The sequence below is a fragment of the Mycobacterium sp. 94-17 genome (assembly GCF_035617725.1).
Lineage (GTDB): Bacteria > Actinomycetota > Actinomycetes > Mycobacteriales > Mycobacteriaceae > Mycobacterium.
Window position 1 is genome coordinate 70,991 of sequence record NZ_JAPIYN010000025.1, and the last position, 13,706, is coordinate 84,696.

A 13,706-nucleotide genomic window follows, 5' to 3' on the forward strand; every position below is an offset into this window, starting at 1 on the left:
GGTGATTTGGAGCCGATTTTCGCCCCATCCGACGCCCGCCACCTGCTCCCCCGCCGCCCGGCGCGGCCGCCCGGCAACCCCGCCGAGCGGCCTGCCCGCCGCGAGCTGTCGGGAGCCGGTGGCGGGTTTTGGGTAAATTGACTGTCGATCATGCAGACCCCGCCACCGTCTCCCGCGCCGGACCCCATCGCCGATCCGGGGGTAGCGGGGGCGCACAAAGCGAGTTCTGCGGGCTTTTATCGCTATGACCTCGACGGCCTGCGCGGCATCGCCATCGCGCTGGTCGCCGTCTTCCATATCTGGTTCGGCCGGGTGTCCGGTGGCGTGGACGTGTTCCTGGCGCTGTCCGGGTTCTTCTTCGGCGGCAAGGTCATTCGCGCCGCATTGAACCCGGCTGTGACGCTGTCGCCGGTGTCCGAGGTGATGCGGCTCATCCGGCGCCTGGTTCCCGCGCTCGTCGTGGTGCTGGCCGGGTGCGCGGTGCTGACCATCCTGGTTCAGCCGGAGACCCGCTGGGAGACGTTCGCCGACCAAAGCCTCGCCAGCCTCGGCTACTACCAGAACTGGGAGCTGGCCAACACGGCGTCGGACTACCTGCGGGCGGGCGAGGCCGTCAGTCCCCTGCAGCACATCTGGTCGATGTCGGTGCAGGGCCAGTTCTACGTCAGCTTCCTGGTTCTCATCGCCGGCCTGGCCTACCTGTTCCGGCGGCGGCCGCCTGCCCGGTTGCGCACCCTATTCGTGGTGGTGTTGACGGCGTTGACGGTGGCCTCGTTCGGCTACGCGATCGTCGCGCATCAGCAGGACCAGGCGGGCGCCTACTACAACAGCTTCGCGCGGGGCTGGGAGCTGCTGCTGGGCGCGCTGGTCGGGGCGATGGTCACCCGCGTTCGCTGGCCGATGTGGTTGCGGACGGTGCTGGCCTCGGTCGCCCTGGCCGCGGTGCTGTCCTGCGGGGCGCTGATCAACGGCGTGCACGAGTTCCCGGGCCCGTGGGCGCTGGTGCCGGTCGGCGCCGCGATGCTGATGATCCTCGCCGGAGCCAACCTGTGGGACGGTCGCGGCATCGGTGGCCGGTTGCCGCTGCCCAATCGCCTGCTGGCGACGCGCCCCCTGGTGGAGCTGGGCGCCATCGCGTACGCGCTCTACCTGTGGCACTGGCCGCTGCTGATCTTCTGGCTGTCATACAGCGGCCACAAGCACGCCGGCTTCGTCGAAGGCGCGGTGCTGCTGCTGGTTTCCGGTGCGCTGGCCTACCTGACCAACCGGCTCGTCGAGGACCCGCTGCGCTACCAGGCATCGTCGAAAGCGTCCCCCGGGGCGCCGGCATGGACCATGCCGCGGCTGACGCGCCTGGCCCGGCCGACCATGGCGCTGGGATCGGCCGTCGTGCTGCTGGGCGTGACGCTGACCGCGACCTCGTTCACCTGGCGCCAGCACGTCACCGTGCTGCGGGCGGCCGGCAAGGAGCTCAGCGTCCTCAACCCGCAGGACTATCCCGGCGCCCGTGCTCTCACCGAACACGTGCGCGTGCCCGCGTTGCCGATGCGGCCCACGGTTTTGGAGGTCAAGCAGGACCTGCCCGCCTCGACCCGGGACGGGTGCATCAGCGACTTCGTCAACCCCGCGGTGGTCACCTGTACCTACGGCGATGTGGCCGCCGAGCGGACCATCGCGCTGGCGGGCGGGTCACATGCCGAGCACTGGCTGCCCGCGCTGGACATCCTGGGCAGGCTGCACCACTTCAAGATCGTGACCTACCTCAAGATGGGCTGCCCGCTGTCCACCGAGCAGGTGCCGCTGATCATGGGCAACAACGCCCCCTACCCGCAGTGCCGGGAGTGGGTGCAGCGGACGATGACCAAACTGGTCACCGACCGGCCCGACTACGTGTTCACCACCACCACCCGGCCGTGGAACATCAAATCGGGTGACGTGATGCCCGCCACCTACATCGGGATCTGGCAGACGTTGTCCGACAACAACATTCCGATCCTCGGCATGCGCGACACGCCGTGGCTGGTGAAGAACGGCCAACCGTTCGACCCGGCGGACTGCCTGGCCAAACGGGGCGGCACCGTGCAGTCGTGCGCGCTCAAGCGCTCCGACATGCTGTCCGAACGCAACCAGACGCTCGACTTCGTCGCGCAGTTCCCGCAGCTCAAAGTGCTCGACATGTCGGACGCGATCTGCCGCGCCGACGTGTGCCGGCCGGTCGAGGGAAACATCTTGATCTATCACGGCGCCCACCACCTGTCCCCTACCTACGTGCGGACCATCGCACCCGAGTTGGGCCGCCAGATCGCCGACGCCACCGGTTGGTGGTGACCCGTCTTACTCCTGGCCTCCAACGCGCGTGAGCGCCACCGGGCGCGGATAAGGTCGTTAGGTGTCAACCAACAGTCCCGCTTCAGCAGCAGGCGGTAATCACCAACCCAGGCTCGCCACCGTGTGGCCGGGCAACCCGTATCCGCTCGGCGCCTCCTACGACGGCGCGGGAACCAACTTCGCGTTGTTCTCCGAAATCGCCGAGAAGGTGGAGTTGTGCCTGATCGACGATCACGACGGCGAAACGCGGATTCCCCTGGACGAGGTGGACGGATTCGTCTGGCATGCCTACCTGCCGAACATCACCCCCGGCCAGCGCTATGGCTTTCGCGTCCACGGTCCCTTCGAGCCGGCGGCCGGTCACCGCTGTGACCCCAGCAAGCTGCTGCTCGACCCGTACGGCAAGGCTTTTCACGGCGACTTCACTTTCGGCCAGGCGCTTTTCTCCTATGACATGAAGGCCCTTGCCGCGCGGGACCCGGACGGGCCCAACGGCAACGGGGCCGACCCGGGGACGCCGCCCATGGTCGATTCGCTGGGCCACACCATGACCAGCGTGGTGAGCAACCCGTTCTTCGACTGGGGCTCCGACCGCGCACCGCTGACCCCGTATCACGAAACCGTCATCTACGAAGCCCATGTCAAGGGGATGACGCAAACCCATCCCAGTGTCCCCGAGGAGCTTCGGGGCACCTATGCCGGGCTGGCCCACCCCGCGATCATCGACCACCTCAAGTCGCTGCGGGTCACCGCCATCGAACTGATGCCGGTGCACCAGTTCATGCACGACTCGCGACTGCTGGACCTGGGCCTGCGAAACTACTGGGGCTACAACACTTTCGGGTTCTTCGCCCCGCACAATCAGTACGCGGCCAACCGCACTTCCAGTGTCGCGGAGTTCAAGTCCATGGTGCGCAGCTTCCACGAAGCCGGCATCGAGGTGATCCTCGACGTGGTCTACAACCACACCGCGGAGGGCAACCACCTGGGACCGACCATCAACTTTCGCGGCATCGACAACGCCGCGTACTACCGGCTCGTCGACACCGACCTGCGGCTGTACAACGACTACACCGGCACCGGCAACAGCCTGAACCCGCGCCACCCGCACGTGCTTCAACTGATCATGGACTCGCTGCGCTACTGGGTGACCGAGATGCACGTGGACGGCTTCCGCTTCGACCTGGCCGCCACGCTGGCCCGCGAACTGCACGACGTCGACCGATTGAGCGCGTTCTTCGATCTGGTGCAGCAGGATCCGATCGTCAGCCAGGTCAAATTGATCGCCGAACCGTGGGACATCGGCGAGGGCGGCTACCAGGTCGGGAATTTCCCGGGTTTGTGGACGGAGTGGAACGGGAAGTATCGCGATACTGTGCGCGACTACTGGCGGGGCGAGCCCGCAACCCTGGGCGAGTTCGCTTCCCGGCTGACCGGGTCGTCGGACCTGTACGAGGCGACCGGAAGGCGTCCCAGCGCCAGCATCAACTTCGTCACCGCTCACGACGGATTCACCGTCAACGACCTGGTCTCCTATAACGAGAAACACAACATGGCCAACGGCGAGGAGAACCGGGACGGGGAAAGCCACAACCGGTCCTGGAACTGCGGCGTCGAAGGCCCCACCGACGACCCCGACGTCACGGAGTTGCGCTGCCGCCAGATGCGCAACTTCTGGGCGACGCTGATGCTCAGCCAGGGCACGCCGATGATCGCCCACGGGGACGAGTTCGGGCGGACGCAGAACGGCAACAACAACGTATATTGCCAGGACTCCGAATTGTCCTGGATGGACTGGTCTTTGGTCGATAAGAACGCCGACCTGCTGGCGTTCGCGCGCAAGGTGTGCACGCTGCGCAAGCGGCACCCGGTGTTCCGCCGGCGCCGGTTCTTCGAGGGCCAGCCGATCCGCAGCGGCGACGAGGTGCGCGACATCGCCTGGCTGAACCCGAGCAGCCGCGAGATGACGCGTGAGGACTGGGGCGAAAGCATCCACAAATGCGTCGCTGTGTTCCTCAACGGCGAGGCCATCAGCGCGCCGAACGCCCGTGGCGAGCGGGTGGTCGACGATTCATTCCTGTTGTGTTTCAACGCCGGCGACGAGCCGGTCGAGTTCGTGACGCCCAACAACGACTATGCGAAAGAGTGGACCGTGGAACTCGACACCAACGAACCGACGGGCGTCAAAGAAGGAACCGGTCAGGTGGTGACCGCCGAGGAGAAGATGTCGCTGCCGTCGCGCTCGTTGCTGGTCTTGCGTAAGACGCAGTGACGCATGGCTTTACCCGTCGTCTCCACTTACCGGCTGCAACTGCGTGGTGAATCCAGCGGCTTCGCGTTCACCTTCGCCGACGCGGAGAACCTGCTCGACTACTTCGACGACCTCGGGGTTTCGCACCTGTACCTGTCCCCGATCATGACCGCGACGGCCGGATCGAGTCATGGCTACGACGTCACCGACCCAACCACGGTGTCCCCCGAGCTCGGCGGCCGCGCGGACTTCGAGCGGCTCTCGGCGGCGGCCCGGGCGCGCGGCATCGGGCTGGTCGTGGACATCGTGCCCAACCATGTGGGCATTGACCAGCCCCGGCAGAACCCGTGGTGGTGGGACTTCCTGCGCAACGGCCGTTCTTCGCCTTACGCAACGTATTTCGACATCGACTGGGACCTCGACGACGACGGCCGCATCGTGCTGCCGGTGCTGGGCTCCGACGACGACGCCGCCGATCTCACCGTCGACGGTGACCTGTTGCGCCTGGGCGATCTGGCGTTCCCGATCGCGCCCGGCACCGCCGGGGGCTCCGGCCCCGAGGTGCACGGGCGCCAGCACTACCGGCTGGTCGGCTGGCGTAACGGCGTGTGCGGCTACCGCCGGTTCTTTTCGATCACGTCGCTGGCGGGGCTGCGCCAGGAGGATCGCGCGGTGTTCGACGCCAGCCATGCCGAAGTGGCGCGGTGGTTCGCCGAGGGACTGGTGGACGGCATCCGCATCGATCACCCGGACGGCCTGTCCGACCCGTGCGGATACCTCGCCTGGCTGCGCGAATTGACCGGCCCGCAAGCCTGGATCGTGATCGAGAAGATCTTGGCCGTCGACGAAGCGCTCGAGCCCACCCTGCCCGTCGCCGGCACCACCGGGTACGACACGCTGCGCGAAATCGGTGGCGTCCTGGTGGATCCCGGCGGTGCGCCGGCGCTGACCGCGTTGGTGGAATCCGCCGGGGTGGACTACGGCGCGATGCCGGACATGCTGGCCGACCTCAAGATCCGCTCGGCCACCGACACGTTGGCCAGTGAGCTGCGCAGGCTGCGCCGCAGCATCGCGGCGGCCGCCGGCGTCGATCACCCGCAACTGCCCGAGGCGGTGGCCGCGCTGCTCACCCATATCGGGGTCTACCGCTGCGATTACCCCGGCCTGGTGGCGCTGCTGCCCACCGCGCTCGCCGAAACCCAAACGTCTGCACCGGAATTGGGTCCAGCGCTGCAGGTACTGGCCGCCGCGCTGGCCCGCGGCGGTGAGCCCGCCACCCGGCTGCAGCAGCTGTGCGGCGCCGTCACTGCCAAGGCCGTCGAGGACTGCTTGTTCTACCGCGACGCCCGGCTGGTGTCGTTGAACGAGGTTGGCGGCGAGCCGCACCGCTTCGGGGTGGGGGCGGCCGAATTCCATCACAGCGCCACCACCCGCGCCCGGCGTTGGCCGCAGGCCATGACGACGCTGACGACTCACGACACCAAGCGCGGTGAGGATGTGCGGGCCCGCATCTCGGTACTCTCGCAGGTGCCCTCGCTGTGGACCGAGTTCCTCGCCCGCTGGGAGATCGATGCCCCGTCCCCCGATCCGGCGACCGGACAGTTCCTGTGGCAGAACATCTTCGGCGTCTGGCCGGTCAACGGCCTCGAAACCGGGAACGCCGCCGAGGCGCTGCGCGAGCGGCTGCACGGCTACACCGAGAAGGCCATCCGGGAAGCGGCCTGGCACACCTCGTGGAACGACCCGGACACCGCATTCGAGGACGCGGTGCACCGCTGGCTGGACACCTTGCTGGACGGCCCGGTGGCCGGCCAGCTGACCGAGCTTGTCGCCCAACTCAATCCGCATGCCGCCAGCGACGCACTGGCGCAGAAACTGCTGGCGCTGACCGTGCCCGGGGTTCCCGACGTCTACCAGGGCACCGAGCTGTGGGACGACAGCCTCGTCGACCCGGACAATCGCCGTGCCGTCGACTACGCCGCCCGCCGCGCCGCCCTGCAGGCGCTGGAGCATCCCAAGATCCGGGTGGTCACCACCGCGCTTCGCGTGCGCCGCCAGCATCCGGACACCTTCCTGCACGGCGACTACATCCCCGTGCTGGCCGACGGCGACGCGGACGACCACGTGCTGGGCTTCCGCCGCGGCGAGGACATCGTGGTGGCGGTGACGCGCTGGACCGTGCGGCTGGCCGAGACGGGTTGGGGCAATACGGTTTTGCCGCTCCCGGACGGCACCTGGAAGGACGCCATGACCGGGGCGATCGCCGACGGCCCGACATCGGCCGCCCAGCTGTTCGCCGACCTGCCCGTGGTCCTGCTGGAGCGCCATCATGACTGAATTCCGGGTCTGGGCGCCCAAACCCGAGCGGGTTCGCCTCGACGTCGACGGGCAGGCGCACCCCATGAAGCGCACGGCCGACGGGTGGTGGCATGCGGCCGTGGACACCGCACCCGACGCCCGCTACGGCTATCTGCTCGACGACGACCCCACCGTGCTGCCCGACCCGCGCTCACCGCGCCAGCCCGAGGGGGTGCACGCGCGCTCGCAATTGTGGGATCCGGCCGCCGCGACGTGGACCGACGCCGGCTGGGCCGGCCGCCGCGTCGAGGGCGCGGTGATCTACGAGCTGCACCTGGGCACGTTCACCGCGGCGGGCACCTTCGACGCCGCCATCGAAAAGCTGGACTATCTGGTCGATCTCGGCGTGGGCTTCGTCGAGCTGATGCCGGTGAATTCCTTTGCCGGCATTCATGGATGGGGATACGACGGGGTGCTCTGGTACAGCGTGCACGAACCCTACGGCGGCCCCGACGGGCTGGTGCGCTTCGTCGACGCCTGCCACGCCAAGGGCTTGGGGGTGCTGATCGACGCGGTCTTCAACCACCTCGGCCCGTCGGGCAACTACCTGCCGCGATTCGGGCCCTATTTGTCGTCGGGGAGCAACCCATGGGGAGAGGGCATCAACATCGCCGACGCCGACTCCGACGAGGTGCGCCGCTACATCATCGGGTGCGCGCTGCGCTGGATGCGTGACTTCCACGCCGACGGCCTGCGCCTGGACGCCGTTCACGCCCTGGTGGACACCACCGCGATCCACATCCTCGAGGAGCTGGCCACCGAAACGGACTGGCTGGCACAGCAATTGCGGCGCCCGCTGTCGCTGGTGGCCGAGAGCGACCTGAACGACCCGCGGCTGATCACCCCGCGCGATCGCGGCGGCTACGGGCTGACCGGGCAATGGGCCGACGACATTCATCACGCCATCCACACCGCGGTGTCCGGGGAGCGTCAGGGCTACTACGGCGACTTCGGCAGCCTGGCCACCCTGGCGAAGTCGCTGCGGCACGGCTTCTTTCACGCCGCCACTTATTCGTCGTTCCGGCACCGCCGCCACGGGCGGCCGCTGGACACCAGTGAGGACTCCGGCATCCCGGCCACCCGGCTGGTCGCCTACACCTGCACACACGATCAGGTCGGAAACCGCGCCCTGGGGGATCGCCCGTCACAGAACCTGACGGGCGGCCAGCTGGCCGTCAAGGCCGCCCTTGCGCTGGGATCGCCCTATACCGCAATGCTTTTCATGGGCGAGGAATACGGAGCCTCGACGCCGTTCCAGTTCTTCAGCTCGCACCCCGAACCGGAGCTGGCCCGGGCCACCGCCGAGGGGCGCAGGGCGGAGTTCGCCGAACACGGCTGGGACGCGGACGACATCCCCGACCCGCAGGACCCGCAGACGTTCGCCCGCTCCAAACTGGACTGGGCCGAGGTCGGCACCGGCGAGCACGCCCGCCTGCACCGCCTGTATCGGGACCTGATCGCGCTGCGGCGTGACCACCCCGAGATGGCCGACCCGTGGCTGGACCACCTCGCGGTCGACTACGACGAGGACGAGCGCTGGATCAGCGTGGCGCGGGGCCGGTTGCGCATCGCGTGCAACCTCGGCGTCGAGCTGGTGAGGGTTCCGGTCACCGGCGCGGTGGTGCTGGCCTGGGACGAGCCGACCGTCGATGCTGACGGCACTGTGCTGCAAGGCCATTCGTTCGCCATCCTGTCGGTCTGAGCGGGCGGCTACACGATCGCCCGGCCGGCGGGATGCACCGCCGCGGCGACCGCATCGGCGAGCGGGTCGGTCTCGCCGGGAGCCAGATCGGAGATCGTGATGCGGATGCCCGGCGGCGTGTTCATCCGGAACCGGCTGCCCGGGGCCGCCGCCCAGCCCGCGCCGAGTAGCCGGGACACCGCGACCGCCTCGTCGGGAACCGGCACCCACACGTTGAGCCCGGAGCGTCCGTGCGCCGCCAGGCCGCGTTCGGCCAGGGCGCCACACAGCCGTTGACGGCCGGCGGCGTAGTGCCGTTCGGCCGTGGCCACCAGGTCGGCCGCTGCCCGGTCGGACCACAGGCCGGCGGCGAGCCGCTGCAGGACGTGGCTCACCCAGCCCGGGCCGAGCCGCAGGCGGCCGTGCACGCGCTCCACGGTGCGGCGGTCGCCGGCCAGGACGGCGACCCGCAGATCGGGGCCATACGCCTTGGACGCCGAGCGAACGAACGCCCACTTTGCGGTGCGGCCGGCCAGGCTGTGCAGCGACACCCCGGAGATGTCCGCGCAGTGGTCATCCTCGACCAGCAGCAGGTCGTCGGCCCGCCGCGCCAACAGGCCGCGCAACGATTCGGCGCGGTCCGCCGAAAGCGCTGCGCCCGTGGGGTTTTGCGCGCGGTTGGTGAGCACCAGGGCGCGCACCCCGCCGTCCAACGCCTTGGCCAGGTCGCCGGTCAGCGGGCCGTCGTCGTCGACCCGCACCGGCTCGGCCGAAAGCCCCAGTGCGGCAAGGAGGTCAAGGAGGTTGGCCCAGCCCGGATCTTCGACGGCGACGCGATCGCCGGGGCGCAGATGTGCGCTGAGCGCGCGTTCGATGCCGTCCAGCGCCCCGCTGGTCACGGCCAGGTGATCGGCGGGGACCCCGTCGGCGGCCAGCGCGCTGCGGGCGAACTCCTCCAGCTCGGGCGAGAGGGCCGGCTCGCCGTAGAGCACCGGGCGCCCGCCGCCCCAATCTGCCGGAGAGGCGCCGGCGATGGGCAGCATCGCCGGGTTCGGGTTGCCGGTCGACAGGTCGCGCACGCCCGCGGGCACGTCCAGGCCGAGCAGCGAGCGCGGGGTGGTGGCCGGGCGATCGCGCACGCGGGTGCCGCGCCGGCCCGCGGTCTCGACGGCCCCGCGATGACGCAGCAGGCGGTAGGCCGCGGCGGCGGTGTTCGCGTTCACGCCGAGCTGGGCGGCCAGCGCGCGCACCGGCGGGAGCGCCTCACCGGGCACCAGTGCCCCGGCCGAGATCGCCCCTTCGATGCTGGCGGCTATGGATTCCGCGCCGGTTCCCGTTATGCTGTTTTGTACTGGCACGGTGAATATTATGTACTAGGACAATATTAAAGGGCAACCCGTGAACACCTCATATCAGCCGACGGCACGCACCACCCCGACCCGCTACCGGGAGCGGGCCCACTACGACCGTCGCGCCATTCACGACATCCTCGACGAGGCGCTGATCTGCCACCTGGGCTACACGAACGCCGGTCGGCCGGTGGTGCTGCCCACCACGCATGCCCGGCTCGACGACACGCTCTACCTGCACGGGTCGACGGGCAGCGGCCCGTTGCTGGCGGCCAGGGCGGCCCAGGCAGCGGGATCGGGCCTGCCGGTGTGCGTCACCGCCACCCTCGTCGACGGTCTGGTGCTGGCCCGGTCGGCGATGCACCACTCGGTGAATTTCCGCTCGGTGGTCGCGGTGGGTGAGGCGCGGGTCGTCGATGATCCCGCGGAGAAGTCGCGGGCGCTGAACTGCCTGCTCGACCACGTCGCGCCCGGGCGCTCCGCCGACTGCAGGGCCCCCGATGCCCGCGAGCTCGCCGCGACCGGGGTGCTCGCGCTCAACCTCGTCGAGGTGTCGGCGAAGGTGCGCAGCGGTCCCCCGGTCGACGACCCGCACGACGTTCCGCTGCGTCACTGGGCGGGTGTGATACCGCTGAGCCTGACAGCCGGAAGGCCGGTGCCCGCCGACGACCTCGCCCCCGGGGTCGCGCCGCCGGCCTACGCGCGACGCTGCTGAGTGATGTCCCACCAGGATCCGACGAGGATGACGGCGCCGGCCCAGGCCATGCCCAGCATCCAGCCGGACAGCACGTCGCTGAGGTAATGCACGCCCAGGTAGACACGCGAGAACCCGATCACCAACGTCGCGCCGATCGCGGTGGCCCACACCAGCACCCGCCCGGTCCACCAGGGGATCAGCCAGCGGGTGAGCATCCACGCGGAGATGGTCGCGGCGGCGGCGACGCCGGTCGCGTGTCCGGAGGGAAACGAGTAGCCGTCCGCGTCGACGAGGGCGAAAGGCAGGGCCGGGCGTGGCCGGCCCACCAGGAATTTGGCGGTGAACAGCATCACCGGAATTCCGCCGCCGCCGACCAGGGCCAGCACCACCGGCAGCCACGACCTGCGCCGCCAACCGGCGACAACCGCGATGGGAAAGGCAACCGCGACCAGAAACAGCGGCCCGCCCGCGACCGTGACCGCCCGCAGCACGGTGGTCAGCCACAGGTCGCGGTGGGCGGCAAGCCACCGGGTCACCGGGTGGTCGATCTCGGCGATGCCGTCGCCCTCGAGCACGTCGTCGAGCACCTCGGTGAACCCGACCGCCAGCGTCACCACCAGCACCAGCCCGAGCAGCAACGCGACGGCTGCGACCTCGCCCGCGGGCAACCGGCGGGCCAGCGCCCGTCCCCTCGGGCCGATCCGGTCACGCACCCAGGCCACGGCCCGGCCGAGCACGGCGCTCTCGGACAGCGTCTGCCGGAGCCCCTGGAACAGGGGTCCGCGCCGGGCGAGCCAGACCGCCGCCCAGGTCAGGAGCAGCAGCGCGGCGATGACGATTGCGCTGACCGGCCCGAAGCCGGCGGTGCCGGGCCCGTAAGGCTGGTGCATGTGCGCGTTTCGGGGTTAGAGCAGCAGGTAGCGGTAGGCGGGTGAGCCGGGTTTCAGGGTCTCGACGTGCAGCTCCGTCGCGCGCATCCGGGCCAGTAGCCCGTCCAGGTCGGCCGACGATCCCAGCTGGATGCCGACCAGCGCCTCGCCGGTCTCCCGGTTGTTGCGCTTGACGTACTCGAACAGGGTGATGTCGTCGTTCGGCCCTAATACCGTGTCGAGGAAGCGGCGCAGCGCGCCCGGCTCCTGCGGGAAGTCCACCAGAAAGTAGTGCTTGAGGCCGAGGTGGACCAGTGAGCGTTCCAGCACCTCGCCGTAGCGCGACACATCGTTGTTGCCGCCCGAGACCAGGCAGACCACCGTCGAGCCGGGCTCGATGTCGGCCTCCAGTAACCCGGCGACCGACAGCGCGCCGGCGGGCTCGGCGATGATCCCCTCGTTCTGGTACAGGTCGAGCATCACGGTGCACACCGCGCCCTCGTCGACCGCGGTGATCGACACCATGTCGCCGGCGGCCGCCAGCGCGGCGTAGGTCAGGTCTCCGGCGCGGCGCACCGCCGCGCCGTCGACGAACTGGTCGACGTGGTCCAGCGTCACCGGCTCCCCGGCGGCCAGCGCGGCCATCATCGCCGCCGCGCCGGCCGGTTCGACGCCCAGCACCGACGTGTTGTCGGTCCGCTCGGCGAGGTAGGTGGTGATGCCGGCGACGCAGCCGCCGCCGCCCACCGGGACGACCACCAGGTCGGGCTCCCCCACGGTCGACTCGAGCTGGTCGAGCAGTTCGACCGCGATGGTGCCCTGGCCCGCCATGGTGCGCAGGTCGTCGTAGGGCGGCACCAGCGTGGCGCCGGTGCTCTGCACGTCGGCCAGCGCCGCCTCGGCGGCGAGGTCGTAGGTGCTGCCGCCGACGATCAGGTCGATGAAGTCTCCGCCGTGGTAGCGGATCCGGTCGCGCTTCTGCATGGGCGTCTTGGCCGGCACGTAGACGCGGCCGTGCACCCGCAACATGCGGCACGCATAGGCGAAGCCCTGCGCGTGGTTGCCCGCCGACGAGCACACCACTCCCGCGGCCAGCTCCGCCTCCGACAGCTGGACCAGCAGATTGTAGGCGCCGCGCAGCTTGTAGGAGCGCACGATCTGCAGGTCCTCACGCTTGAGGTAGACCTGCGCGCCGGTGATCGCCGACAACCGGTCGTTGAACTGCAGCGGGGTCGGCGTGACCACGGCGGCGATCCGCTTGGCCGCGCCGTCGATGTCAGCCGCGGACAGCGGCGAGACGCTCGGGCTGTGGCTCAGTTCGGCGGACACCGATCAATGGTGCCACGACAGCCGGTCAACTCCGGAATTCAGTCGACCGCGGTCAGCACGAACACCGGGATCTGGCGGTCCGTCTTGGTCTGATATTCGGCGTAGTCCGGCCACGCGTCCACGGCACGCTCCCACCAGGTGGCCTTCTGGTCGCCGAAGACCTCGCGGGCGTCGTAGTCGCGGGTAACCGAGCCGTCCTGCAGCTCCACGCGGGGGTTCTTCTTGATGTTGTGGTACCAGACCGGGTTCTTGGGCGCCCCGCCCAGTGAGGCGACGACCGCGTACTGGCCGTCGTGCTCGACGCGCATCAGCGGCGTCTTGCGCAGTTTGCCGGTCTTGGCGCCGACCGTGGTCAGCAGAATGATCGGCTTGCCCTTCAGGTCGGCGGCCTCGGCGCCCCCCGACTCGGCGAATTTGTCGGCTTGTTGGCGAGACCAATCCAATGGCGACGGCTCGTACTCCCCTGCTAGCGGCATGCGTTTCTCCTATGTCAAGCCGCTGCCGATGGGCAAGGCTTTGTTCGGGTGTCGTGGTCGGTGTGGAGGTGATGAAAGACCACGCGGGCGAGTCGGCGTTTGAGGCAGCGCAGGGCTTCGGTGCTCGAGTCGCCGGCGGCGAGACGATTTCGGTAGTAGGCCTGGCCGAGACCGTCGAGTCGGATTTGAGTGACGGCGATGCGGTGTAGGGCGGCGTTGAGTTGACGGTTACCGCTGCGGGTCATCCGGACCCGTCCGGTGGTGTTGCCTGACCACACCGGGATGGGGGCCACAAGTGTCGGCAGTCCTCGATCGCCCACACCAGCTCGACACCAAACTGAGTGCGAGCCCATCGAACAGCCTGGCGA

9 protein-coding genes and 1 pseudogene are annotated in these 13,706 nt (G+C 69.3%); 5 read left to right on the forward strand and 5 right to left on the reverse strand.

The genetic code is table 11. From position 1 onward, the window contains the following. Positions 1 to 150: 150 nt before the first annotated feature. The 4 genes from OQ789_RS22905 (at position 151) to treZ (ending at position 8,639) form a co-directional block, all read left to right on the forward strand. Positions 151 to 2,328, forward strand: a complete 2,178-nt coding sequence (locus OQ789_RS22905; protein WP_324688460.1) for an acyltransferase family protein — start codon at positions 151 to 153, stop codon at positions 2,326 to 2,328. 61 nt (positions 2,329 to 2,389) lie between these two features. Beyond that, positions 2,390 to 4,600 (forward strand): glycogen debranching protein GlgX, encoded by a 2,211-nt coding sequence (gene glgX / locus OQ789_RS22910; RefSeq protein ID WP_324688461.1) that lies wholly within the window; start codon positions 2,390 to 2,392, stop codon positions 4,598 to 4,600. A gap of 3 nt (positions 4,601 to 4,603) precedes the next feature. Next, a complete protein-coding gene (treY, locus tag OQ789_RS22915; protein WP_324688462.1) occupies positions 4,604 to 6,916 on the forward strand; it encodes a malto-oligosyltrehalose synthase in 2,313 nt (770 codons plus the stop codon). Next, on the forward strand, positions 6,909 to 8,639 hold the full coding sequence (gene treZ, locus OQ789_RS22920; protein WP_324688463.1) for a malto-oligosyltrehalose trehalohydrolase: 1,731 nt from the start codon (positions 6,909 to 6,911) through the stop codon (positions 8,637 to 8,639). Before treY ends, treZ begins: the two co-directional genes overlap by 8 nt. 8 nt (positions 8,640 to 8,647) lie before the next feature. On the opposite strand, the gene OQ789_RS22925 is transcribed toward treZ, so the two are convergent. Next, positions 8,648 to 9,976 (reverse strand): aminotransferase class I/II-fold pyridoxal phosphate-dependent enzyme, encoded by a 1,329-nt coding sequence (locus tag OQ789_RS22925; RefSeq protein ID WP_324688464.1) that lies wholly within the window; start codon positions 9,974 to 9,976, stop codon positions 8,648 to 8,650. 40 nt (positions 9,977 to 10,016) lie between these two features. On the opposite strand from OQ789_RS22925, the gene OQ789_RS22930 reads away from it, so the two are divergent. After that, positions 10,017 to 10,682 (forward strand): pyridoxamine 5'-phosphate oxidase family protein, encoded by a 666-nt coding sequence (locus OQ789_RS22930; RefSeq protein ID WP_324688465.1) that lies wholly within the window; start codon positions 10,017 to 10,019, stop codon positions 10,680 to 10,682. On the opposite strand, the gene OQ789_RS22935 is transcribed toward OQ789_RS22930, so the two are convergent. From OQ789_RS22935 to OQ789_RS22950, 4 genes and pseudogenes are all read right to left on the reverse strand, one after another. Continuing rightward, positions 10,664 to 11,554 carry a phosphatase PAP2 family protein gene (locus OQ789_RS22935; protein WP_324688467.1) on the reverse strand — a complete coding sequence of 297 codons (891 nt, stop codon included), beginning with the start codon at positions 11,552 to 11,554 and terminating at the stop codon, positions 10,664 to 10,666. The two genes, OQ789_RS22930 and OQ789_RS22935, sit on opposite strands and share 19 nt — an antisense overlap. A 15-nt stretch (positions 11,555 to 11,569) precedes the next feature. Next, entirely contained in the window at positions 11,570 to 12,862 is a 1,293-nt protein-coding gene (ilvA, locus tag OQ789_RS22940; protein WP_324688468.1) for a threonine ammonia-lyase, read from the reverse strand. Positions 12,863 to 12,900: 38 nt separating this feature from the next. Further along, positions 12,901 to 13,338: a nitroreductase family deazaflavin-dependent oxidoreductase gene (locus tag OQ789_RS22945; RefSeq protein ID WP_324688469.1), complete on the reverse strand. Its 438-nt coding sequence runs from the start codon at positions 13,336 to 13,338 to the stop codon at positions 12,901 to 12,903. Between the two features lie 14 nt (positions 13,339 to 13,352). Then, positions 13,353 to 13,631, reverse strand: a pseudogene (locus OQ789_RS22950) (transposase); the annotation flags it as partial. Positions 13,632 to 13,706: the final 75 nt, after the last annotated feature.